The 24618-nt window shown below is 64.1% G+C and carries 18 protein-coding genes; 11 read left to right on the top strand and 7 right to left on the bottom strand.

Annotated elements, in window-relative coordinates; all coding sequences use genetic code 11:
• Positions 1-18: 18 nt before the first annotated feature.
• Positions 19-2241, bottom strand: a complete 2223-nt coding sequence (locus CHB73_RS01285; RefSeq protein WP_089271279.1) for a CHASE2 domain-containing protein — start codon at positions 2239-2241, stop codon at positions 19-21.
• 160 nt (positions 2242-2401) lie between these two features.
• Here CHB73_RS01285 and CHB73_RS01280 point away from each other — a divergent pair, with 160 nt between their 5' ends.
• The 3 genes from CHB73_RS01280 (at position 2402) to CHB73_RS01270 (ending at position 6835) form a co-directional block, all read left to right on the top strand.
• The gene (locus CHB73_RS01280) at positions 2402-3748 is read left to right on the top strand and encodes a TolC family protein (protein ID WP_179216843.1); all 1347 of its coding nucleotides are present in this window, start codon (positions 2402-2404) and stop codon (positions 3746-3748) included.
• A 70-nt stretch (positions 3749-3818) separates the two neighbouring features.
• Positions 3819-5507, top strand: coding sequence for an ATP-binding cassette domain-containing protein (locus tag CHB73_RS01275; RefSeq protein WP_089271275.1), 1689 nt, complete (start codon positions 3819-3821; stop codon positions 5505-5507).
• The gene (locus CHB73_RS01270; protein WP_089271273.1) at positions 5504-6835 is read left to right on the top strand and encodes an HlyD family type I secretion periplasmic adaptor subunit; all 1332 of its coding nucleotides are present in this window, start codon (positions 5504-5506) and stop codon (positions 6833-6835) included. The genes CHB73_RS01275 and CHB73_RS01270 overlap by 4 nt, the downstream gene beginning before the upstream one ends.
• A 125-nt stretch (positions 6836-6960) precedes the next feature.
• Here CHB73_RS01270 and CHB73_RS16665 read toward each other — a convergent pair whose 3' ends face one another.
• Entirely contained in the window at positions 6961-7401 is a 441-nt protein-coding gene (locus tag CHB73_RS16665) for a flagellar protein FlaG (protein ID WP_179216842.1), read from the bottom strand.
• A 214-nt stretch (positions 7402-7615) separates the two neighbouring features.
• Between CHB73_RS16665 and CHB73_RS01260 the strand changes: the two genes are divergently transcribed.
• Positions 7616-8698 (top strand): carbonic anhydrase, encoded by a 1083-nt coding sequence (locus CHB73_RS01260; protein WP_089271271.1) that lies wholly within the window; start codon positions 7616-7618, stop codon positions 8696-8698.
• Positions 8699-8700: 2 nt separating this feature from the next.
• Here the strand turns inward: CHB73_RS01260 and CHB73_RS01255 are convergent, their stop codons facing one another.
• Positions 8701-9318: a dienelactone hydrolase family protein gene (locus tag CHB73_RS01255; RefSeq protein ID WP_089271269.1), complete on the bottom strand. Its 618-nt coding sequence runs from the start codon at positions 9316-9318 to the stop codon at positions 8701-8703.
• Positions 9319-9488: 170 nt separating this feature from the next.
• Here CHB73_RS01255 and CHB73_RS01250 point away from each other — a divergent pair, with 170 nt between their 5' ends.
• The 6 genes from CHB73_RS01250 to CHB73_RS01225 all read left to right on the top strand — a co-directional run bounded on the left by CHB73_RS01250 (position 9489) and on the right by CHB73_RS01225 (position 16158).
• Complete coding sequence (locus CHB73_RS01250) at positions 9489-10412, top strand: branched-chain amino acid transaminase (RefSeq protein ID WP_089271267.1); 924 nt, start codon at positions 9489-9491, stop codon at positions 10410-10412.
• Between the two features lie 73 nt (positions 10413-10485).
• On the top strand, positions 10486-12354 hold the full coding sequence (gene dnaX / locus CHB73_RS01245; protein WP_089271265.1) for a DNA polymerase III subunit gamma/tau: 1869 nt from the start codon (positions 10486-10488) through the stop codon (positions 12352-12354).
• Positions 12355-12414: 60 nt separating this feature from the next.
• Positions 12415-12726 (top strand): YbaB/EbfC family nucleoid-associated protein, encoded by a 312-nt coding sequence (locus CHB73_RS01240; RefSeq protein ID WP_089271263.1) that lies wholly within the window; start codon positions 12415-12417, stop codon positions 12724-12726.
• Entirely contained in the window at positions 12727-13338 is a 612-nt protein-coding gene (recR, locus tag CHB73_RS01235; RefSeq protein WP_089271261.1) for a recombination mediator RecR, read from the top strand.
• Between the two features lie 24 nt (positions 13339-13362).
• Complete coding sequence (gene recD2 / locus CHB73_RS01230) at positions 13363-15552, top strand: SF1B family DNA helicase RecD2 (RefSeq protein WP_089271259.1); 2190 nt, start codon at positions 13363-13365, stop codon at positions 15550-15552.
• Between the two features lie 102 nt (positions 15553-15654).
• Positions 15655-16158, top strand: coding sequence for a ferritin (locus CHB73_RS01225; protein WP_089271257.1), 504 nt, complete (start codon positions 15655-15657; stop codon positions 16156-16158).
• Between the two features lie 82 nt (positions 16159-16240).
• Here CHB73_RS01225 and CHB73_RS01220 read toward each other — a convergent pair whose 3' ends face one another.
• From CHB73_RS01220 to CHB73_RS01205, 4 genes are all read right to left on the bottom strand, one after another.
• Positions 16241-18571, bottom strand: a complete 2331-nt coding sequence (locus CHB73_RS01220) for a GGDEF domain-containing protein (protein WP_089271255.1) — start codon at positions 18569-18571, stop codon at positions 16241-16243.
• Positions 18572-18753: 182 nt separating this feature from the next.
• Positions 18754-21006: a carboxyl transferase domain-containing protein gene (locus CHB73_RS01215; protein WP_089271253.1), complete on the bottom strand. Its 2253-nt coding sequence runs from the start codon at positions 21004-21006 to the stop codon at positions 18754-18756.
• 20 nt (positions 21007-21026) lie between these two features.
• On the bottom strand, positions 21027-22445 hold the full coding sequence (locus CHB73_RS01210) for a biotin carboxylase N-terminal domain-containing protein (protein WP_089271251.1): 1419 nt from the start codon (positions 22443-22445) through the stop codon (positions 21027-21029).
• A gap of 195 nt (positions 22446-22640) precedes the next feature.
• Complete coding sequence (locus CHB73_RS01205) at positions 22641-22931, bottom strand: hypothetical protein (RefSeq protein ID WP_089271248.1); 291 nt, start codon at positions 22929-22931, stop codon at positions 22641-22643.
• A gap of 195 nt (positions 22932-23126) precedes the next feature.
• Between CHB73_RS01205 and CHB73_RS01200 the strand changes: the two genes are divergently transcribed.
• Positions 23127-24614, top strand: coding sequence for a 30S ribosomal protein S1 (locus CHB73_RS01200; RefSeq protein ID WP_089271246.1), 1488 nt, complete (start codon positions 23127-23129; stop codon positions 24612-24614).
• Positions 24615-24618 lie beyond the last annotated feature (4 nt).

Here is a 24618-nt window from a genome sequence, read left to right as displayed (position 1 = left end):
AGGCGGCTGGATGAACGCCTATTTGCTGGTGTGGGTGTAGACACCGTCCCAGTCTGCTCCGGGCGGGCGCTCGCTGAGGGCGCGGCAGCGCTCGGCGTACATGCCGTAGAGGGCTTCGTTGCCGGTGGATTGTCCAAGCGCCTCGAAGGCCGCCTCGGCTTCTGCGAAGCGTTGGGACTTGTAAAGCGCAAGCGCTGCTTCGTGTTCGCGGATCTCCCCCGCGCGGGCAGCGGCTTCCTCGTGGGTCATGGCGGTGTAGATGGTGATGGGCTCGTGTTTGCCCTTGACCCGCACGGAGTCCATCTCCACATAGGCGTAGGCGTCGCCGCAGGCCTCCACCATGGCCTGGCTGACGAGCAGCTTCTGGCCATAATACTTGGTCAGGCTTTCCAGTCGCGAGGTCAGGTTCACGTTGTCGCCGATGAGCGTGTAGTCGAAGAGGTCGGCCGAGCCCATGTTTCCCACACGAACGCGTCCGCAGTGCAGCCCCACGCCGATTTTTATGGTGAGCCCGAACTTCTGCTTGAAGCCTTCGTTCAGTTCGTCCAGGTGGGTGAACATCTGCAAGGCCGAGGACAGCGCCTTTTTTTGATGCTCCGGCACGTCCACCGGCGCGTTCCAGAAGGCCATGATGGCGTCGCCGATGAACTTGTCCAGGGTGCCCATGTTGTGCGTGATGACGCGGGTCATGGGGGTCAGGTAATCGTGCAGCAGGTCGGTCACTTGTGTCGGGGTGAGCTTTTCGCTCATGGTGGTGAAGCCGCGAACGTCCGAGAACATGACGGTGACTTCCTTTTCCTGTCCCTGGAGGCTCAGGGACTCGGGGGAGTCGTAGATCTGCTTGATGACCGCAGGCGCGAGATAGTGCGAGAACGCGCCGTGGATGAATTTCTTCTGCTTTTCCTCGCGCCAGAACTTCATCAGGGTGAGCAGGGAGAAGTTGAGCCCCAGCGCGATGTAGGAATACAGCGGCGAGATGTATACCCGCGCCGTGTCCATGAGATGTGCCGCGCCTTCCCACATGCCGTAGGCCATGGCCACAAGAGGCGCCACGATCCAGACCGCCCTGGCCCAGCACACAAGCAGGGTGATGGCGATTCCGGCCAGCAGGGTTGCGAAGAGCTCCACGGCCGGCGCGTAGTCCGGCACGGTGAGGAATTCCTGGGTGAGGATGTTGTCGAGGACTGTGGCGTGGGTCTCCACGCCGGGATATACCGACGTGAAGGGGGTGGCCCGCAAGTCCTTGAGTCCCGCGGCGGAGGTGCCGATGAACACGACCTTGCCATTGAGCTGCGCCGGGTCCGCGCGGCCTTCGATGACATCCACGGCGCTGATGTAGGGGAACATTCCGCCGCCGCCCCGATAGTTTACGAGCAACTGCCCGGCGCGATCCAGCGGCGCGACGGTCCCGGCCACGCGCATGGATTCCACGCCCTGGGTGTCGAGTTTGAGCAACACGCCCTGTTCTCCCGTGGCCTGCATGAGCGTGGCCAGGGCAAGGCTGGGGTAGAACCGCCCATCGTAGTGTATGAGCAGGGCGACTCGCCGCAGAATCCCGTCCGCATCCGGGGTGGCGTTGAAGAATCCGGTGGCTGAGGCGGCGCTACCCAACACAGGCAGCGGACATACCGCGCCGAAGGCGCTGTGCAAGGCTTTGTCGGCGGGCATGGCGCCGGGCGCCTCCAGCACGGCCACCTGTGCCGGAGTGATGGCGCTTTGCCCGTCCTGGCGCTGTTGGTCGGCTTCCGCGCGGGAAAAGGAGAAATAGAAGCCCAGCACATAGGGCTTGTCCTTGAGGACCGAAGCCAGCAGGGCGTCATGGTCTTCCAGGGCGGGCGGCAGGCCCTGGAAGGTGACGTCAACCATCAGTTCCTTCTTGATTTGCGAACGCAAAAGCGATGGGGAAGTCCGGTCCGGCTCGGCCAGCACCATGTCCATGCCCACTGCAAGCGCGCCGCCCTGGCGGATCTTTTCCAGCATCAAGGCCACGCGGTACCGTGGCCAAGGCCATTGGCCGAGCGCCGAAAGACTTTTTTCGTCGATGTCCACAATGACCGGAACGCCGGAAGTCTTGGTGGAATGGGTCCGACGCAGGAGCTGGTCGTAAATCTTGTAGTCCAGAAACCGCAGCATGGCGGGCTGCGAGACGTACAAGGCCCCTACGAGCAGCGACAGGCAGAAGCCGGTGAGCAGAAGCGCCGCCTTGTCGCTCGCAAACGCTTTTTTGAGCTGTTCCAACATTCCGTTCCCCGCCCTGCGTCCAGATTTGAACGTTGATGTCATTAAAGGAATACTTTCACTTGCCATTATCGTTTACATGGGCTACGAATCCCGTCAAGTCAGTAGCCATCGGAACTGTCGATTTCATATTTCGTTTTTTCAACACGGGTGCGGCCACATTATGAAACATTATGCCGTGCGGCTCATTCCCTTTTTGCTCACCACCATGGCGGCTGTTTTCGTCCCCGCCGACCCGGCCCGATGCGCCGATGCTCCCAAGCCCGACGTCGCCCTCCCGGTGACACTGAAGGAATCCGTTGCGCACCTGATGCGCATCCACGACCGCATCAAGGCCGCCGAGTCGAATCTTAACACTTCGGAACATCTGGAAAAGCGCGCCAAGGGCTTGTGGTATCCGCGCGTGAACGCGCAGGTGGACGCCGGGGTTGAGGACATCACCCAGCCTGATCAGACCAAGAACACCAATTTGAACCGCAATGTGGAGACGCTTTCGGCCAACCAGCTTCTGTATGATTTCGGCGGTGCTGGCGGCAGCATCGCCCAGGCCAAGGCGCAACGGGAAGAGTCCGCGACCAAGCTCGAGCAGACCCGCCAGGAAGTGACCATGCAGGGCGTGGGCGCGTATCTCGGCCTCATCCGCGCGCGGGAGATGCTGCGCTACGCCATCCTTTCGGAGGAGAATATCAAGAAGCTTTCCGGGATGCAGGAAGCGCTTGTCGAGCGGGGAGTGGGCCTTTCCTACGAGGAGTTGCAGATCAAGGCGCAGCTCGCCGGAGCGCAGGCGCACCGCGTCAACGTGGAGCGGGCGCTGGTGAACGCCAGGAACAATTATCGTTCCGTGTTCCAGGCGGATATCGCCGATTCCCAGATTGACTCCTTGCTGTTGCCCGCCATGCCGGGCGCCAAGCTGCCCGCGAACCTGGACGCCGCCGTTGAGCAGGCGCTTGACGGCAACCCTTTTCTGTTGGAATTGCAGCACGGCATAAACGCCCGAAAGGGTGAACTTGCCGCCCGCGAGTCGGCCATGTTTCCCAAGTTCGAGGCAGTTGCCGAGGCCGTTCGCAAAGAGAACGACCAGGGCGAAAAGAGTGTCCGCACGGAAGGTCGGGCCGGATTGCAAGTCACCTACAATCTGTTCCAGGGGTTCCGGGACCAGGAGGCCACGCGCGCGGCCAAGAGCGACATCGTCGCCATCCGCAAAACGCTGCTGGACCGACGCCGTACGGTGGAGGAGCGGGTGCGCAACGCCTGGAACGACATGAGCACGCTTTCGCGCACGGTGGCTCTGTATGACAATCAGGCCAACATCACCTGGTCGTTTTTGGAGCTCATCAAGAAAAAGAAGGCCATGGGCGGCGAGGTGAATCTGCTGGACATCCTCGTGGGCGAACGCGACTACGTCTCCGCCACCAGTTCCAAGGTCACCGCGGACATCGACCACATCACCGCCGCCTACACCTTGCTCTATCAGATGGGCCAACTGCGGCCGGAAGCCGTCGAAAATTAGGCCGGGCGCCCATGCCGCGCCAAGCTGTTTTTCCCCTCCCCGCGCACGGCCCCTTTGGGGCGGTCTGGTCATGAAGGAACTCCTCCGACGCCTCTCGTTGTGCCCGCGCGTGTCGTGGGAGATTCTGGCCGCCTCGCTGCTGGCCAACCTCATGTCCCTGGCTTCTTCGGTCTACGTCATTCTGGTGCTCAACCGCTACGTGGGCTATGGCTTCGACGGCACGCTGTATACGCTCACCATCGGGGTACTCATCGCCTCCGCTCTTGGTTTCGCCTTTGGCGAGGTGCGCACGCGCTTGGCCGGGGTTGTCAGCCAGGGGCCGGATGAAGAGCTTGAGGAGCGGAGTCTGGCGGTGGTGACGCGCGCCCGCCTGAGCGACCTGAACCGTTTTCCGCCGACCCGCCACCAAGAGCTGCTCGGGGCCATGGGCCAGGTGCGGTCCGCCTTTGACGCGGCCAACGTCTCCGCCGTGCTGGATGCCCCGTTCATGCTGCTGTTCCTGATCGCCATCGCGCTCATCAGCCCATGGCTCATGCTCGTCACCGTTTTCGCCGTATGCCTTTCGGCGTTGTTCAGCGTGCTGGGACTGCGCAGGGCCGAGGCCGATGGCCTCAAGCTCCAGCGCGAGACCCATGTGCACCGCGCCCAGCTTTCCAGCGCACTCTCGGGGGCGGAGACCGTGCGCGCCTTTTCGGGTGGTGAGTTTCTGCGCAACGTCTGGCGCAGCAAGCGCGAATCCCTGGGCGCCTTGCGCGCGCTCTTGGCGCGAGACCAGCGCAAGAGCCGTCTGCGGCAGGAATCCGTGGCGGTATTCTTGCGTGTGTTCGTGTACGCCTTTGGCGCAATGCTTGCGGTTGCCGGAGAGATGACCGTGGGCGGGCTCATCGGCGCAAGCATTCTGTCGGGCAAGGTCCTTGCCATGGGGGCGGCCTTCATGCAGGCCTACATGGCCGCGCGCGGTGGGGAGCAGGCGCTCGAACGGTTGTCGGAGCTGCATTCCCTGCCCCTTGAACCCTTGTCCGGGACGAGCTTGCGCGAATTTTCCGGCAGGCTGGAGTTCCGTGACATCGGCTTTGCCTATACCGGGACCTCAAGCCCCCTTTTCGAATCCCTGAGCTTTGTGCTGCAGCCTGGCAGCGTGCTCTGCGTCACCGGCTTCAACGGCACGGGAAAGTCCACTTTCTGCAAGGTCGCGGCCGGGCTGCTGGAGCCGGGGCGCGGACAGGTGCTGGCCGATGGCGTGGATTTGCGGCAGTTGGCGCCGGACTGGTGGCGTCGGCAGCTCATGTATCTCCCGCAGGAGCCATCATTTTTGGATGCCACCCTGCGCGAGAATATCGCCCTGGCAGACCCCGAACCGAAGGGGCAGGCCAGTCAGGAGCGCATGAATCAGGCCGTGCGAGCCGCCGCTTTGCGCCGTTTTCTCGATACCTCCCGCCTGGGGCTCGACATGCCGATTCAGGATGGGGGCAAGGCGCTGCCCCTTGGCATCCGCAGGCGCATCGCCCTTGCCCGCGCGTTGATGACGCCCGGCCGCCTGGCGATTTTCGACGACCCGACAGAGGGGCTTGATTCTGAGGGACGCCTCGCCGTCTACGCCATTCTCAACGGGCTGGCCAAGGCTGGGAGCACCCTTGTCGTTGCCACGGCCGACGTCAACATACTCAAGGGCGCGGCCCTTGTGCTGGACATGAACGTAAAGCCCACGCCGAGCCTTGGCGCCTCTGCACCCCGCGGGCCGAAGCCGGAGGACGCATGAGCGAGCAGCCGCTTGACGCCGTGCTTGGTCCCAAGGCGCGCACCTGCGCCGACGATGCCGCGCTTGTCGCCCATCGGCGCTTTCTCTATCTGTGTTTTTCTCTTTTCGTGCTGGCTTTTGCCTGGGCGTCCTTTTGTGATCTCGACATCGTGAGCGAGGCCGTCGGGGAGGTCATTCCCCAGACCAAGGTCAAGCGCGTGCAGCATCTTGAAGGCGGCATCGTGCGCGACATCCTCGTGCGGGAAGGGGATCGGGTTGAGGCGGACCAGCCGTTGGTGGTGCTCGATTCCGCCGCCGCAGCCGCCAGCACGGACGAGTTGGACGTGCGGCTGGTGAGTTTGCAGATCGAAGCCCTGCGCCTGGATGCCGAGTCCAAGGGGCTTGAAAAGCCGGTGTTTCCTCCCCAGTTGGAGGAACTCCACAAGGACCTGGTGGACCAGGCGCGCAATTTGTTTCAGGCCAGGCGCAGCCGCTTGAATACGGACCTGGCGGCCTTGACGGAAAAGGTCCGCCAACGGGAGCAGGATATCCGCGAAACCAGCGCCAGGCTCGACAATCTGCGCCGCAATCTTCCCCATGTCGTCCGGCAGGTGCAGCGCAGCGAGGAGTTGCTGCGCGAGCGCCTGGTCAAGGAGGACGAGCTGATCGGGAGGCTGAAGGAGCGCAACAACACCGAGAGCGCCATTCTGGAGCATTCCGCCGCGCTTTCGCGGGCCAGCGCCGCGCTTGCCGCCGCCAAGGAGGAACTTGGCCTTGCGCAGAACACCTTCCGTGAGGAGGTGGAGAACGAACTCAAAAAGGTTCAGCGGGAACTCATGGAGTTGACGCAGCGCATGAAGAAGTTTCGCGACAGCCAGGAGCGGACCGTGTTGCGCGCGTCCGAGGCCGGGGTGGTCAAGCGCCTTTCCGTGGTGAGCGAAGGCGAGGTGGTCATGCCGGGCATGACGGTCGCCGAAATCGTGCCCGCAGACGACAAGCTGGTCATTGCCGCGCATCTCCCCATTCAGGACATCGGGTACGTTCGGCCAGGGCAGCGCGCTGTGGTTAAGCTGGCTTCACGCGATGCCAGACGCTTTGGCAGCATCGAGGGAAAGGTTTTGCATGTGAGCCCTGATGCGGTGACAGAAACCCTGCCAAGTGGCGTGAATACGTATTATGAGGTAATGGTGGAGACGCAGGCCGACCATTTTTCCAGCAAGGCGAACCGCTACGACCTGTTTCCGGGAATGCGCGTGCTGATCGCCATCCACATCGGCAAGCGCTCGGTGCTCGGCTATTTCCTTGATCCCTTTGTGGACGCCCTGAGCGGCTCCTTGCAGGAACGCTGAGCCGATGCCCGGGCCACGCAACGCCGTCAGCCGCCCGTTCCCTGTCCGCTGGAGACAGGGCAAGGGCGCTGAACCCCGGAGCAGGGCAAAGGCGTCTGGTCGCCGGACAACCGCAGCCCAGGAGGCTACGCCGGGTTGTTCAGCAGCACTCCGGTCATTTCCTTGATGGAAGCGGAGAGCTTGAGCAACTCGTCTTGCGGTATCTTCCGCAGGACCTTATTGCTTTGCGTGTCCACGATCTCCACCTGGATCTGGTCCTCGGAGTTGTCCAGGACGCGGATCTTGAGAGCGGTCCCGGTGGCGTTGAGCCGTTGTTCGAGGATTTGGGCCGTGCCCAGCGCGGTCGTTCTGTCCGCGGTTGCGGCCACTGCCTGGGAGCGGGCGTCCGTGCCGTTTGGCTCCTGGCTTGCCGTCTGCCGCGTGGCCTGCTGGCCCACGGTCGCCTGTGCGGCGCTCCGCTGCGTGTCGGCCGTCTGTGGATCCACGCTTTGCGCGTGTGTCGCCACGGCTTGCCTTGCAGGGGAGAACCCCTGCCTGACATCCATGTCCGAGGGGCTGATGTTCATGACGTTCACCTCATGATGATGGAGACCTGTGTCCGGGGGGAGCCTTTCCTTTACGATAGGTGTATCGACAGAATTGACACGAATCTTTAGGTCTGCGGTTATGGATGTATTGGTATTGTAAATTTTTGACAGATGGTTTCCGCGTAGCAAAGCTGCTGTGTTTGGGACGAACGTGCGAGCCCGGCTTTGGGGCGTGGCGCGGAGGAGAGGCGACATGTGGCGAGTTTTGGGGATAGTCTGTCTCATCGTCAGCTTCGTGCCGTCAGCAATGGCCCAGGGCGCGGAAGTCTCCGTCCCCGCAGATGAAGCGGTGCAACTGCTGAAGGGAGGCAATTCGCGCTACGCGGCGGGGAATCCGCAGGCGCATTTCACTGCCGAGTCCGTCGCGCTTCAGGCTGGCAAAGTCTGGCCGCAGCCACTTGCCGTGGTGCTTACCAGCTCCGACATGACGGCCCCGGCCGAAGCCGTGTTCGATCAACCCCCCGGTGGAATCTGCTCCGTGCGTGTGGCGGGGCTTGCCGCCGGGGCGGAGGTCCTTGCATCCCTGGAGTACGGTCTGGCCCATCTGGGCGCGCCAGTCGTTCTGGTTCTGGGCAGTCTCGATTCCCGGCTGATTGACGCGGCGATGCGCAATGCCCGGTCGGTCGGGGTGCCTGCCGCGCTATATGCCGACCTGCGCAAGGCCGTGACCAAGGCGCATGAGTGGAGTCCGACAGCCACGGGCGGTGATTTGCGGGAAAAGGCGGTCCGGGCGCTGGTGTGGCAGGCTATGGAGACAATCCTGCGCAAGAGCGTTGTGGTCCGCAGCCATGTGCAGGATGGTCGCGCCTTGCTGCTTGGCGGCGTGCACGACCCCGCGACCGGCCAGGTCGCCTGGCTGGGGCGGCACCCGGAGCAGGGACGCATCCTTGCGGCCCTGTGGGCCGCCGCGCACAGGCCGAAGCCCAAACCAAAGCCGCAAGCGGAACCGGCCCAGGCGCAGGGCGGCCCCGCTGATGCCGGTGAGGCTGCACAGCCCATGCTTCCGGAGGCCGCGGACGCGGCGGTTCCGGCCACAGCGGGTGCTGTCGGTTCGCAGCCGTCGCAGGCGAAGGGCGGCGGGGAACGGACGGTCGGCGCAACCGCCAAGCCACAGGCCAAGGCGCAAGGCAAAACCCAGGCCAAGGGGCAGGACGGCGCATCGGCCGAGCCCAACCCTGATCCCAATGCGCGTTCCCAGGGGGAGGGTGAGTTGCTGTTGCCCGAATCCGAAAAGGTTCAGGCCAAGGGCCAGGTCAAGCCCGCACAGCACAAATAGGTTCAGGCCGGACCGAAAGTCGAGTGCTGTTCCGGTTGGAGCAGTGCGCCGAGTCGTAGGAGTTCGTCGGCCACGACCTGCGGATCGAAACCAGGAGAGAGCGGGTTCATGAAGCCGTGGCCCGTGCCGGGAAGCACAGCGGCCTCGACCCCTTGGGCGCGCAACTGCGCCGCCAGCGGCACGGGATCGAAGGACGCTTCGCGCTCGGCGAAGATGAGTTGGACGGGGCGGCGGGGCTTCAGGCTGGCGTGGTCGCGGATGCGCGAGCCGTAGTAGAGCGCTGCGCGGCAGGGCAGGTGCGCGTCAAGTGCGGCTTCGGCCAGGCAGAGCCACAGGGCTGTGGCTCCGGCGCTGAAACCTATCGCCACGTCATAGGATTTTTTGTGGCCCGGAGCGCCGGAGCGCAGGCTTTCGGCCGCCCGGCGCGCATAGGCCTCCACGCCGCCGGCCTTCAGGAAAGCCGCGTAGCCTTCCTGCTCGCGAGCATACGCGACGGCGTCCCTGTAGGGGGAGATGCACACGACATGGGCCGACAACTGGCGCACCAGGGCGCGCAGCTCTGCTGTAACGCCGAAGACATCCGTGGCCAGCAGCACGGTGGGACGATCATTTTCGCGCATGGGGGCACATAGCCGCATGAGGGGCGGAGGGCAAGCATCCCCTTCGCCTCGCGCCGCCCTTGACCTCGCCGTCCCTTTTTTTTAGCCTGCATGACTTCGTGAGCCTCGGCCGACTTCTTGTTCGGCAGGGCGTGGCTCGCACATATTCGCGCACAAGGGAGAGTAGGGAGATGGTGCAGAAAGCGGAGAAAATCTGGTTCGACGGCAAACTCGTGCCCTGGGATGAGGCCAACGTGCACATCCTTACCCACACCCTGCATTACGGCTGCGGCGTGTTCGAAGGCATCCGCGCCTACGAATGCACAGACGGCCGCAGCGCGGTGTACCGCCTGCCCGAGCACATGCAGCGCCTCATCGATTCTGCGCACATTCTGGGCATGAAGATCCCGTACACCCTGGACGAGCTGGTCAAGGCCGCGCTCGACACCCTTGTGGCCAACAAGATGAAGTCCGCCTACATCCGGCCGCTGGTGTTCATCGGCGACGGCGTCATGGGTGTGCATCCGGGGACCAACCCCATCCGCGTGGCCATCGCCACCTGGCCTTGGGGCGCGTACCTGGGCGATGAGGCGCTTGTGAAGGGCATCTCCATCAAGACCTCCAGCTTCTGCCGCCACCACGTGAACGCCATGATGACCAAGGCCAAGGCCTGCGGCAACTATGTGAATTCCGTTCTGGCCAAGACCGAGGCCGTGGCCGACGGCTACCACGAGGCCCTCATGCTCGACACCCAGGGCTACGTGTCCGAGGCCTCCGGCGAGAACATCTTCATCGTCAAGGACCGGATGATCAAGACCACGCCGCTCACCAGCGTGCTGCCCGGCATCACCCGCCACAGCATCATGACCCTGGCGCGCAAGCTGGGGTACGAGGTGCAGGAGCAGCTCTTCACCCGCGACGAGCTGTACGTGGCCGACGAGGCCTTTTTCAGCGGCACGGCCGCCGAGATCACCCCCATCCGCGAGGTGGACCGCCGGGTCATCGGCGCGGGCCAGGCCGGTCCGGTCACCCTTCAGCTGCAGAAGGAGTACTTCCGCATCGTGAAGGGCGAGAATCCGGAATACGCCTCCTGGCTTCAGGAATACCGCTTCTAGCGGCTGCATCAGGGCCGGGGCGCGGGGGAATCTTCTCCTGGCCCCGGCCAGCAACGACCATCGGGAGAACGCCATGTCGAGCCTTACCGCTAAATACCGCCCGCGCCGCTTTGCCGATGTGGCCGGACAGGACGCGGTGAAGGCCATCCTCTCCCGCGCCGCCGCCACGGGCAAGGTGGCCCCAGCCTACATGTTCAGCGGCACGCGCGGCGTGGGCAAGACCACCATCGCGCGCATCTTCGCCAAGGCGCTCAATTGCGAGAAGGCCCCGGCCCCGGAGCCCTGCAACGAGTGCCGCCTGTGCAAGCAGGCCAACGCGGGCAACGCGGTGGACATCATCGAGATCGACGCCGCGAGCCACGGCGGCGTGAACGATGTGCGCTCCCTCAAGGAGGACGTGGGCTACGCCCCGCTTGAAGGGCGCTACAAGGTCTTCATCATCGACGAAGCGCACATGCTCTCCACCGCGGCCTTCAACGCCCTGCTGAAGACCCTGGAGGAACCGCCCGCCCGCGTCACCTTCATCCTGGCCTCCACAGAGGCCCATAAATTTCCGGCCACCATCCTTTCCCGTTGCCAGCACTACGTGTTCAAGATGCTGCCCCAGGCCGAACTCGTCGCTCACCTGGAGGCCGTGCTCAAGGCCGAGGGCGTGGACTACGAGCCCGGCGCCCTGCGCATCATCGCCCGGCGCGGGGCGGGCAGCGTGCGCGACAGCATGTCGCTACTGGGACAGGCCCTGGCCTACAGCGCTGGCGTGCTTGCCGAGGCCGAAGTGCGCGCCTGCCTTGGCTTGGCTGGGCAGGAAGTGTTCTTCACCCTTATGGAAGCCATCGCCTCGCGCGATTTGCCGCTTCTGTCGCGCACCCTGCGCGGCGTGCTCGACCAGGGCCTCGACCTGGGATTTTTCCTGCGCGAACTCTCCGGCTGCTGGCGCAACATGTTCCTGCTGCGCCAGGCGGGCGAGGCCATTGCTTCCGAGATCGGCCTGCCTGAGGAGGAGATCGCCCAGTGGACGCAGTGGGCCGGGCGTTTCGCGCCCGCGCACATCCACGCCTGCTGGCAGATGACCCTTGACGGCCAGCAGCGCGTGGTCAAGAGTCTTGAGCCGGCGCAGGCCCTTGAGCTTTTGCTGCTCAATCTGGCCTGCCTGCCGGACTTGCTTCCCCTCGCGGCCCTGGGCGGAGCCTCCGGCGCTGCACCGAGACCTGTCGGCGGTGGCGTTCCATCCGGTTCATCCTCTTCCGGCCAGGCCAGCTCCGGACCATCCCCATCGCGTTCCGCCGCACCGGAGCAGGCCTCGTCACGGCAGGCCGCCCCGGCCGTAGCGCAGGCGGTTTCCGCGCCGCAGCAGCCACAGCGGCGGTCTTTCGCCACGGCCGACCATGCGGAACGCTCGCCCAAGGACGCGTCCACCGCTGCGCCAACCGCCACGTCGGACAGCCTTCGCCCCGGCACTCCCACCGATCCTCCTAGCGTTGGGGGCGCAACGCCCTCCGACCCCGAAGAGGCGCCTGCCGCTGCGGAAGGGCAGAGGCCCGCTCCCGCACAGGGGAGGGGCGCGCCTGGCGCCATGGGCGGAAGCGGCCCGCGCAGTTGGGAGGGCTTCCTTGAGTTTGTGGCGGGCAAGAACGGCAACGGCTTCGTCACTGGCCTTGCGCAGGCGCGGGGCGAGTTTTCCGCTGGCGTGCTGACCCTTACCTGCCACAACGAGACCCATTGCGGCATGATGCAGAGCGGGGACAACAACGCCCGGCTGGTGCGGCTCGTGGCCGAGTACTTTGGCCCCGAGGCCAGCGTGGCCCTGCGGAGCATCGAGCGCGAACCGACGAAGAGTGATGGGCTTATCCAACGCGAGATGCAGGAGCATCCCCTGGTGCAGCGCGTGCGCGAGACCTTCGAGTGCCGCGATCCGGCCCTTGTGTATCCGCGGGGCCGCTAGGACGACATTTTCGACGCCATTTTCGCGTCGGCACAATCAAGAACCAATCCGGAGGAAGACATGCGCGGAATGCAGGATATGCTGCGCCAAGCCCAGATGATGCAGAAGAAGATGACCGCCTTGCAGGAGGAGCTCAAAACCCGCGAGGTTGAGGGCAGCGCGGGCGGAGGCATGGTCATCGTGCGCGCCACGGGCGGCCAGCAGGTGCTCTCCGTCACTATTGACAAGAGCGTTGTGGAGGCCGGGGATGTGGAGATGCTGCAGGATCTGGTGCTGGCCGCCGTCACCGACGCCCTCAAGAAGGCCAAGGGCATGATGGAGGACGAGATGGGCAAGCTCACCGGGGGTTTCAAGATTCCCGGCATGTTCTAGATGTCCCTGGAACGACTGCCCGCCCCCCTGCGCGAGGTGGCCGAGCATCTGGCGCGGCTTCCGGGGCTTGGCCCCAAGAGCGCCCTGCGGGCCGCCCTCGCCCTGCTCAAGCTCCCGCGGGAGCAGGCCGAGGCCGTGGGCCGCTCCATTCTGACCCTGCGCGAGCGCCTGTGCCTGTGCTCCACCTGCGCCAGCTTGGCCGAGAGCGACCCGTGCCCCATTTGCTCCGACGCCACCCGCAACCGCGAACAGCTGTGCGTGGTCTCGGAGTGGGATTCCCTGCTCGTGCTGGAGGAGATGGGCCTTTACCGGGGGCTGTACCTTGTGCTGGGCGGACTGCTTTCCCCGCTGGACGGCGTCGGTCCGCAGGCCCTGGAATTCGGCCTCCTGCGCCGCCGCCTGGCGGAAGGGGGCGTGCGGGAGCTGATCCTGGCCCTGGGCTCCACCCTTGAGGCCGAGAGCACCGCCTCGCATATCAAGAACCTGGTGGCCCAGGCGCACCCGGACGTGCGGGTGTCGCGCTTGGCCCAGGGCATTCCCATGGGGGCCGAGGTCAAGTTCATGGACCGCGAGACCCTGCGCCAGTCACTCATGCACCGCCAGGCCGTGTAGGCGCCGGGTCAGGCAAGGAACGTCATGCCCGCCGCGATCAAGGCCGAGGTGCAGACCGTCGTGTACCACAATCCGGACAACGGGTATGCGGTGGTGCGCGTGCGCGCAAAGGACGAGCCTGGAATCGTCACCGTGGTGGGCTGCCTTGGCCAGCTTCAGCCTGGCGAATTTCTGGAGATCGAAGGGGAGTGGAAGACGCACCCCAAGTTCGGACGCCAGCTTGAGGCCAGCCATTTCAAGCAGACCTATCCCGCCACAGAGCACGGGGTGGTGCGTTTTCTCAAGAGTTCCTTGAAGGGCGTGGGCGAAAAGACCGCCGAAGCTTTAGTCAAGCAGTTCGGTGTGGCCGTGCTGGACATTCTGGACACGGACCCGGAGCGTCTGCGCGCCGTCAAGGGCATCACGAAAAAGCGGCTGGAGGGCATGGTGGAGTCCTGGCGCACCCAGCGCGAGGTCAAGAGCCTGATCGTGTTCCTGCACAGCCACGAGGTTCCGCCCACCTATGCCTCGCGCATTTTCAAGCTCTACGGCGCGCAGAGCGAGGAGAAGTTGCGCCAGAACCCCTACGAGTTGGCCTACCTCATTCGGGGTATCGGCTTTCGCACGGCCGACGCCATGGCTTTGAAGCTCGGCTTCGCCGAGGACGCTCCCGAGCGCGTAGAGGCTGCTCTGGCCTACGTGCTCATCTCCAAGGGCGAGCGGGGCGGGCACATGTTTTGCCCAAAGGAGCAGCTCCTCCGCGAGTGCTCGCGGATGCTGGGCCTGGACGATCTGGCCCTGCTGGAGGAAGGCCTGGAGGCCCTGGAGCGTAAGAAACGCGTGCATGTGGAGGATCTGCCGGAGCAGAACGTGGAACAGGCCGTGTTCCTCATGAGCGGCTACCGGGCGGAACGCGAGATCGCCCAGCGGCTCTTCGGCCTGGTGAGTCACCCGGCCCCGGTATCCCGCGCGGAGGTCAAGCGGGCCCTGCCCGCAATCGAGACGGCGCTGGGCTTCGACCTCTCCCCAGAACAGCGGGAGGCCGTGTTTGAGGCCTGCGTCAACAAGGTGTTCATCATCACCGGTGGCCCGGGCACGGGCAAGACCACCATCACCCGCGCCATCGTGGCCGCGCTCTCGCGGCTCAAGCTCAAGGTCAAGCTGGCCGCCCCAACGGGCCGCGCGGCCAAGCGGCTTTCAGAGGCCACGGGCGAGACCGCCCAGACTTTGCACCGCCTGCTGCTGTATTCCCCGGAGCATGGCTTTTACCATTGCGAAGACCAGAAACTGTCGGCCGAGGTGCTGCTGGTGGACGAGGTCTCCATGCTGGATGCCGGTCTGTTTCTCGCGCTTTTGCGCGCTCTGCCCGCCACATGCCGCCTGGTGCTTGTGGGCGACGTGAACCAGCTGCCCAGCGTGGGGGCGGGCAATGTCCTCTCCGATCTCATCAAGAGCGGCGCGGTGCCCAAAGCCGTGCTCACACACATTTTTCGTCAGGCGCAGGAAAGCGCCATCGTGGTCAACGCCCACCGCTTCAATGCCGGGCAGTTCCCTGTGGCGAGCGGCAAGGAGCCGCCGGACGCGGATTTCTACTGGATTCCCCAAGACAATCCGCAGAAGGTGCAGGAGATGATCGTGGAGATGGTCACCGCCCGCATTCCTGAGCGCTTTGGCCTGGATCCCATGCGCGACGTGCAGGTGCTGACCCCCATGCACAAGGGCGAGGTGGGCACGAGCGCCCTCAACCAGCTGTTGCAGGAGCGCCTGAATCCGCGCCGTGGGGTGGAGATCAAGCGGGGCTACGCCGTGTTCCGCCCCGGTGACCGCGTGCTCCAACTGCGCAACAACTATGACAAGGACGTTTTCAACGGCGATCTGGGCTGGGTGAGCGATGTGGATCCGGAGGACGGCTCCCTGTCCGTGGATTTCGATGGCAACTTGGTGCCGTTTGACGCCACAGAGCTGGAGGATCTGACGCTGGCCTATGCCGTGAGCGTGCACAAATCCCAGGGGTGCGAGTATCCTGCCGTGGTGGTGCCCGTGGTCACCCAGCACTATGTCCTGCTCATGCGCAACCTGCTCTACACGGCCCTCACCCGCGCCCGCAGGCTGGCCGTGTTCATCGGGTCCGAGAAGGCGCTGGCCACGGGCCTGGCCAACATCACCTCGGGCCAGCGCATGACGCACCTCATGCATCGCATCCGGCACATCTTCACCGGCAATGCCCTGCGCTGATTCTTTGCTCTTGTCCTCTCTTCCCATCCGCACGCAAAGTGTGTAGAACTACACTCGCCTCCCCACCACCACCGCGCCTCGTGCGCCATAGGAGACGAGCAGATGCTGAGCAAAAAGATGGAGAAGGCCTTCAACGACCAGATCAAGTGGGAATACTATTCTGCGTACCTGTATCTGTCCCTGTCGTCGTATTTTTCAAACGCCGGACTTTCCGGTTTCGCAAACTGGATGGATGTGCAGTTCCAGGAAGAGCAGTTTCATGCCCGCAAGATGTTCGACTACGTCAACGAGAAAGGTGGGCGCGTTGTCCTGCAGGGCATAGAGGCCCCGCCGAGCACCTGGAAGACCCCGCTTGCGGCCTTCGATTATGCGCTGAGGCATGAATTTGCCGTCACCAAGCGCATCAACGACCTCATGACCCTTGCCCAGAAGGAGAACGACCACGCCTCGGCCATTTTTTTGCAGTGGTTTGTTTCCGAGCAGGTGGAAGAGGAAGCCAGCTTTGGCGACACCGTCAACAAGCTCAAGATGGTGGGCGATGGCGGCGGCATGTTCATGCTGGACCGCGAACTGGCAACTCGCGTGTTTACCCCGCCTGTCGCATAGGCGGCCGTGCGGCCCAGGCGCGCCCCTCTTCCGTGGCGGAGCATAGGGCTTCCCGCCGCGGGGGAGGGGGCGCTGTCGGTCCTTACACCGCAGCAGCAACCGTCTGCGATGGTTGGGTCCCCAGGGCGGGCCGCCGGTCCCAGGCGTACACGTTGCCGGGCATGGACTTGGCGTATTTCTTCACGTGCGCCGCACGTTCGCCGATTTCAAGCAGGGTGCAGGCGCCGCCGATCTCCAGAATGCCGATGGACAGGGACACCAGCGGATAGGCGCGTTCGACGCCGTCACGCCCTGTGGCGCGCACCTCGCCGCTTTGGCGATCCTTCTGGCAGTAGCAGGTGCGGATGAGCCTGCGGAAGCAGCGCGTGGCCGACCGGCAGATGCGTTCCACCGTTTCCGGCTTGCAGAGCATGACGAAGTCGTCGCCGCCGATGTGGAAGAGCTTGTCCTGCCCTTCACCGAAGCGACGCAGCGCGTGGTCCAGAATATCGGCCGCGAGTTTGATCACGCGGTCGCCGTTCTTGAAGCCGTAGGTGTCGTTGTAGACCTTGAAGTTGTCCAGGTCGGCGTACGCGATGGTGAAGCGCTTGCCCGCGCCGATTCCGGCCTCCACCTCGCGTTCCAATGTGACGTTGCCGGGCAGGCCGGTGAGCGGATTGGTGCCCTTGGCCATTTCCACCTGCACATGGGCCAGGGTGTTCAGCAGGCGCTGCACGGTAACGATGCCCAGCACCTTGCCGTGCCGTGTGACGATGATGTCGTCATAGGCCTTGATCTTCTCCCGCTGCATGGCTGCCTTGGCCGTGTGCTCCACTGCCGTGGCCTCGTCCACGATGAGCGGGCTCCTGTCCATTATGGCGTCGATGGGCCGCTTGGAATACAGCGCCGCGCCGAACTGACCGGAAAGCTGGCGGTTCAGCTGATACTCCATGATCAGCCCCACTGGCTGGGCGGATTCCTGGTCCACCACCACGATGCTGGCCTGCTGGCGGCAGGTTTCGAAGCAGTGCTGCGCTTCGGGCACAAGGGTTCCCTGGCGGCGCGTCTGGGCGGCCTCCACCAGGTTGCCCACGGGAATGAGGCAGCCTGTGATGACGCGCGTGGGTTCCTGTGTCTTGCGCAGGTAGGCGGTATCCAGGGAGAGAGCCGGTTTGGGTGCGGCGGGCCGGGCAAGGTAGAAGCCCTGGCCGTAATGGACGCCGATGTCGATGAGGCAAGCAGCCTGGGCCTGCGCTTCGATGCCCTCCGCGATGATCTTGGACCCGATCTTGTCGGCGAAGGTGACGAAGGTTTCGATGAGGGCGCGCTTGACCGGATCCTTGTCGATGCCCTGGATGAGGGACATGTCTATCTTGATGAACTCCGGGCGAATCTGCGCCACCGAGGTGAGGCCGGAATAGCCCGCTCCGGCGTCGTCCACAGCCACCAGGTAGCCCTGGCTGCGGTAGTGGTCGAGCGTGCGGTGGAACAGCGCGAATTCATGGATGCTGTGGCGCTCGGTGATCTCGAAGACGATGTTCTCCGGGGCGAGGCCGACTTCTTCAAGGAGCTCCAGTGTTTTGCCATGGGTGAACTCCGGATCGGCCATGGTCTTGGGGTGGATGTTCAGGAAGAGCTTTTGCCCCTGGCCGATGCCTCCAAGCGATCGGATGGCTTTTTCACGGCACAGGCGCTCCAGGGCGAAAAGCTTGCCGCTTTGCTCGGCAAAGTCGAAAAGCACGGCGGGCGACTGGAACGCGCTGCCCTCCGGCCCACGCGCAAGGGCCTCCCAGGCCATGATGGTGCCGGTGGAGAAGTCGGCTATGGGCTGGAACAGGGCGCGTACGGTCCTTTCGTGCAAAATGGCGTTGAATTCCGAGGAAAGGGAGAGCTGGCTCAGGTCCATGCGCATCTTGGCGCGCAGGCGCGCCTCGCCCACGGCCTGGAAAAGCCTGGCTTCGCGATTGGCGTCCGCACCCATGGCGTCGCCTTCGTGTCGCGCACAGCCAAAGCCGAGCCCCAGCTCGCGACCGGCCCAGCGGAGCAGGTGGGCGTTGGCCTCTCGTTGGGCGATGAGCTTGATCTCGTAGGCCGTGTCGTGTTGTGAGCGGGGGTCGTCCCCGCGCGAAGGCCAGCACAGCAAGTATTCGCCGGGTTCAAGGGCCATGCACGTGGGGGACGTGCGCAGGCGCTCGTTCACCGCGCGGCGCAGCACGGTCTGCAGCTGGTTTTCAATCTCCTGCGCAAGATCGCGTCCGTACAGTTCGCGCAGCAGGGCGAAGTCCCGGACGTTGATGAGCAGGATATCCAGGTCACGTCCTGCGCGCAGCAGTTCCCTTAGGCGGTGTGGCGGCTGCGGGGCAGGCTGGGGGATGCTGATGAACCCGCTGTGCAAAGTGCCGGAGCGCAGGCGTTTGAGCACGGTCTTGAGCATGGCGAACCTCGTGGAGACGTGGTGGAGACGCTGTTTCGGCCTGGAAGATTAGGTCAAGTGCGGCGGGAGCGTGTGACAGCAGCGTGACGGAAGGGTGATGATTGGCTGCTGTGCTACGTAAAAAAGCAAAGGCCCGGCGGAACCAGTCCGCAGGGCCTTTGCGTAAAGCCTCCACAGGGGAATTAGCGGTAGTAGAGGTTGCGTCCGCCCATGGTCAGGAAGGCCTGATGCAGGTTGGCGCGCACGTCGCGGCGGTCCCAGATGTCCTGAATGTGCCCGCGCGAAAGCGCCTTGTAGGCGCTGTGGTAGTCGGGGGGGATGTCCATGCCGGTGGTGTCGCGTATGACGCCGGGTCCGGCGAAGCCGATGCGCGAGCTGCGCACCGCGTACTGGTAGGGGGAGCAGCCGAGGAAGCTGGCCACCGGTCCGGCGTAGGAGTTGGTGTCGTAGAGCACGATGTACAGCCCGCCTTCCTCGATGTAGCGGCGCACGGCCATAGTCACGCGCGGCATCTGGATGAGGCCGTTGACGCCTTCCTGGATGCGGATGCCGGCCGTGCCGTGCACATAGGCCAGGAACGGCTGGTGGCGTTTTCTCGCCAGGTCCAGGGCGCGGATGAGCTTTTCGCCTTCCGCGCTGCCCACGGTTCCCCCGCGGAAATTGGCCACGAGCATTCCGCAGGTGATGCGTATGCCCCGGATGTTGGCGTTGAAGGTGACGCAGGAGGACTGCAGGTGGGTGCTCTGTTTGGCCTTCTGGATGCGCTCGTCGAATTTGGGGAAATTTGTCGGGTTGCCTGCGGCGATGGAGAGGTTGAATTCGCGCGCGCTGCCCCGATCGAAGACGTTGGCCATGTACCACTGGTATTCCATGGGAAAGTGGTAGCCGCAGTTGGGACACACACCGGCGAATTCGCCGAACAGGTCGCGGGCCCATATGTCCAGGCAGCCGCGTTCCGCGGAGTGGGGGCAGGTGAACTCGCGGTCTTCCAGCGACTTCGGGCTCACATAGCCGGAGTTGGCTACGCGGGAACTGTCCCGGGTGGGCTCGGAAAGGCAGGTGAGGGCGCTTTCGTCTTCGCCGCTCCCCCACTGCGGAATTCCGAGCACCTCCATGGCGCGGCAGGTCATGCGGTCCATGCGGCTGGTCACCACGTGGATCTCGTCGGTGACATCCGTGGCCACGCGGGCGATTTTCTTTTGGTAATGCTTGAGGATTTCAAAGCGCACGGTGGAATAGACGGAAAAAAGGAACTCCATGTGCTTGGCCGCCAGGCGCTCCAGAATGCCTCGCTTGTCGATGTAGGCGTGACGCGCCATTCTGCGGTACTTTTGGTAGCGTCTCCACACCAACAGTTCGCGATCGTCCGGGGAGAGTTCCCAGCGCACGATGACATCCTCGCCCACCTGCCTGCGCTTGGAGCCGCGCATGGCCAGCCGCCGGAGCAGGCTCACGCTGCGCACGTTCACCACGACCTCGTCCGTGGCGCGGATGACGGCCGAACGCAGCATTTTGAAGAAGTCGAAGTGCTCGTTGCGCGCGCCAAGGGGCGGCTCCTGCAGTATGGCGTCAATGTACCCGTTTCTGAGGTTGTCCTGGGCGGTGATCTGCTGGTGCTTGGCGCACATTTCGATGAGTTCGGGAGTGGCGCGCGTTTCGCCGTGGAACTTGCACTCGATGGCCGCCGCGCCCTCGGGCGAGATGACGGAGTAATAGCCGTGGGAGAACATGAGGCGCTTGTCCGCCAGGGCTATGGCCTCGGCCCCGCCGGAGCCGCCCTCGGAGAAGATCGCCACAACCGGCACGTCGAGCCCGGCCATTTCGTATATGTTTTCGGCGATCTGCTGGGCCGCGCCGGGGTAGTCCTCCACCGGGTAGGCGCCGGGGGTGGACACGTAGGCGTGGATGGGGATGTTCTCCTGCGCCGCGACCTTCATGTACTTGAGGGCCTTGGCGTTGCCCCAGGGCTTGATGGACCCGCCGTTGCGGAACTCCTGCCCGTGGCCTTTTTCCTGGCCCACCACCATCACTGGATGGTGGATGACGCGCTTGCCCACGCGCCGGGTGATGTAGGCGCGGGCGATGAGCATTCCCGGATCGATGGAGACCTCGTCGCGGCCGCCGATCTCGGTGTAGTTGTCGTACACGTTTTCCAGGATGTCCTTGAGGCATACGCGTTGGGGGTGCCGGACAATGCGCACCTTGTCCATGGGGCTGAGCTGCTTGTCCAGCTCCTCCTCAAGGGCGCTCAGCCGGGCCGAGAGCCCGGTCGCCTTGTCCATGGCCTCCTCTGCATCAAGGTTGTCGGCCTTTTGAGACAAGGTTTGGATGTCCTGGCTGATGGACTCCAGACGTTCGCTGACGCGGGCGCCGAGAATGTCGCGGGCATAGGCCACGCGCTGGGAAAGAGTTTCGAGGCTTTTTTCAATAACCATTCGGAGGTCCCTGGCTGGCTTTAAAATTCCAGCAGATCCTGTGTTTTCTCGCGCAGGAAGGCGATATTCGACTTGAGCTCCAGGCCTTGGGCGTCCACGCCGGTCAGCACGAAATCATCCAGGAAGGCGGCGCCGCGCGCCTTGGCCTCTTCGAGATCCTTGCCCCAAACGATGGCGAGAGCCAAGTTGGGGTCGTACTCGGTGGGGATCTGATAGGGGCGGTCCTGGGGCACATGGGTGTGCAGCTTGAGCCAGGGCTCATCACGCCAGGCGATCTTCTCTATGCGGCCGGTCCAAGGGGCGAAGCGGTTTTGCGTGTCCTCGGCGATGATGCGGTACTCGATGCCCACGCCGTCGAAGCTGACGTCCTGCTGGGTGTAGCCCATGGGCTCGCCAAGTCCCAGGCGAATCTGCTCCCGGATCAGGTTGACGCCCGGCTGGCCTTTGATGCGGGCGATGGCGGCCGAAACTCCGTTCTCCACCTGGATGCGCGTGTTGACTTCCATGAGAAAGGGCTCGCCCTTGGGGGTGACGATCCATTCCCAGGTGCCGACGTTGTCGTACTTGATTTCGCGCGCGATGGACAGGGAGTGGCGCACGATGTCGTCCATGACCTTCCGGGCGTCGAAGCTGTAGGCGAGGCTTTCCGGGGCGAATCCTGGTGCGGTCTCGATGCGCTTCTGCCTGCCGGGGCTTTGCACAGAGCAGTTGCGCGTACCGAAGTGCACGGGGTTGTCCCCGCCTCTTGCGGAAACGATTTGCACTTCCAAGTGGTTGTAATTGAAGATGCGCTGCTCGATGAGCACGCCGGGGTCGTTGAACTGGCGCTGGGAATAGTTTCGAATGCGCCGGTAGGTCTGCCGGAAGCGGTTCATGCTGTGCACTTCGTCAATGCCCATGCCGCCGCCGCCCGCGCTGGCCTTGACCAGCACCATGGGTTTGGCCACCCCCTGCCGCTCCTGGTAGTCGAAGAGCTGCTGGGCGATGGTCTCTGCCTCCATCTCGTCGTAGATGGCGCGGTCGCTGCCCGGCACAGTGGGGACACCCAGGCGTCTCGCCAGCCGCTTGGTGTTGATCTTGTCGCCCAGGTCGCGGATAACGCGCCAGGACGGGCCGATGAACACCATCGGGCGGGAGCGTTCCTCGACCCGGCGTGCGAAGCGGTAGTTTTCCGAGAAGAACCCGTAGCCGGGATGGATTGCCGTGGCGCCGCTGGCATCGGCAGCGGAGAGGATGTCGCCCGCGTCGAGATAGTTGTGGATGCGCACCAGGGCCTGTTCGCCGCCCAGTTCCCTGGCGAGGGACACGTGGCCGGAGGCTGCGTCTTCCCGGGTGTAGACGGCGACGAAACCAAGTCCGAGGTCGCGGCACGCCTGCATGATGCGCACGGCGATTTCGCCCCGGTTTGCGATAAGTACTTTGTGCTGTTCCCTGCTCACGTCTTGGTGTTCCTTGGGCTGTTCGTGGGGGGAGGTTGGAGGACGCCCTTTAGCCGTTCTTGGTCCGTCTGGCAAGTGTACGCCCCTGGCCGCGGCATTTCCAGCATCGTGCAGGGGGCGATTTTAGACACGACAATGCCCCGCCAAGGACTGGCCTCGGCGGGGCTTTCGAACGGCGTCGTCAGGGCTGGGCGCTTAGATGTTGTAGTCGGCGAACTGCCCTATGCCGGACATGTAGCCGGAAAGGACGCTCTTGTTGAAGTCGTAGGTCTGGGCCATGTCGGAGCCGCCGCTGCTGCCGCCGCTGTTCATGTAGTCCAGGGTCTTGGAGACAACGGCTGCTCCGAAGCTCTGCTTGTCGGTTATGGCGTAATCGCTTCCGGAGCCTTGGTTGTTCATGTAATCCAGAGTCTTGCTCACCACCTGGGCGCCGAACAGGTCGGAGCCGTAGCCGGATGAGGACCCGCTGATGGAGCTGATTGACATGCCGTGACCACCTCCTTGACGCCGCAGGTTAAGACAACGCCTTCTTCGCGTCCTATCGGTCTTTCCTTAAAAAACTTTAGGGTCGGCCAGAAAAAGCCGCCTCTTCGTTTGACAAGTCCGTCTCCTTCGATAATACACGCCCCAGGCGGCAATCTCCCGCCAATATCTTTGCGGAACATCGCACAGGAGCAGCAGATGACGGATCAGGCACAAAACAACGGGGACATGGAGCAGAGCTTCGCCGAACTCTTCGAGGCCAGCTACGCCGGGCAAGGCGAACCCCTGAACGTGGGCGACAAGGTTTCCGCCCGCATCATCAGCATCGGCGCCGACAGCGTCTATTTCGACACCGGCACCAAGATCGACGGTGTGGGCGAAAAGAAGGACCTTCTCGACGCTGAGGGCGAGTTCCCCCACAAGGAAGGGGATACCATGGACCTCTACGTGGTCTCCAAGACCCGCAGCGAGATCGTTCTCTCCCGCGCCCTGGCCGGGGCCGGCGGGCTTGAGATGCTCCAGAGCGCCAAGGATTCCGGCCTGCCTGTGGACGGCCGCGTGAAGGAGACCTGCAAGGGCGGCTTCTCGGTGGAGATCATGGGCCGCCGGGCCTTCTGCCCCGTGAGCCAGATCGATGCGCGCTTCGTCGAGAACCCCGAGGAATACGTGGGCCAGACCCTGCCCTTCCTCATCAGCAAGCTTGAGGAGCGCGGCCGCAACATCGTCGTCACCCGCCGCGCCCTTCTTGAGCGCGAGCGCCAGGCCGCCACCGAACAGTTCCTGGCCAGCGTGAACCCCGGCGACGAGTTGGAAGGAAAGGTCGTGCGTCTGACCGACTTCGGCGCTTTTGTGGAAATCGCCCCCGGCCTTGAGGGCATGGTCCACGTGAGCGAACTTGGCTTTGCCCGCATCGCCAAGCCGGACGAGGCCGTGAGCGTGGGCGACGTGATCCGGGTGAAGGTGCTGGGCGTGGAGCCTGGCAAGAAGCCCGGCCAGATGAAGATTTCCCTGTCGCGCAAGCAGACCATGGGCGACCCCTGGGCCGATGTCGCGGGCAGGCTGAAGGACGGCGACAAGGCCACCGGCAAGGTGGTGCGTCTGGCCGACTTTGGCGCCTTTGTGGAGCTTATGCCCGGCGTGGACGGCCTGGTCCACGTGAGCGAGATGAGCTACAAGAAGCGCGTGAACAAGCCCGGCGACATGGTCGCGGTTGGCGACGAGGTAGCCGTGGTCATCAAGGAGATCGACCCGCTGAAGCGGCGCATCTCCCTGTCCATGAAGGACGCCGAGGGCGATCCCTGGCTGGAGGCCGCGGCCAAGTACGCTCCCGGCACGCAGGTGTCGGGCACTGTGGAAAAGCGCGAGACCTTCGGCATTTTCGTGACCCTTGAGCCCGGCATCACCGCGCTTTTGCCCAAGTCCCGCATCGCCGCGGCGGTTGATCCCAAGCCGTTTGACAAACTCCAGCGCGGCGACTCCGTGACTCTCTTGGTCGAGGATCTGCGCGCGGGCGAGCGCCGCATCGCGCTTTCGCCCCTTGAGGTTCGCGAGGACGCCAAGGGCGAGGGCGGCGGCGGACGCGAAAGCGGCGAATGGAAGCAGTACGCCAGACCGCAAAAGGCCGCCGAGAAGCCCATGGGGCTTTTGGGGGAAATGCTGGCCCAGGCCATGAAGGCGAAGAAGTAGGAAC

The organism is Humidesulfovibrio mexicanus, from assembly GCF_900188225.1.
Taxonomy (GTDB): Bacteria; Desulfobacterota; Desulfovibrionia; order Desulfovibrionales; family Desulfovibrionaceae; genus Humidesulfovibrio; species Humidesulfovibrio mexicanus.
Note: the sequence above shows the minus strand (reverse complement) of the source record. Positions and strands in the feature narration are given on the sequence as shown.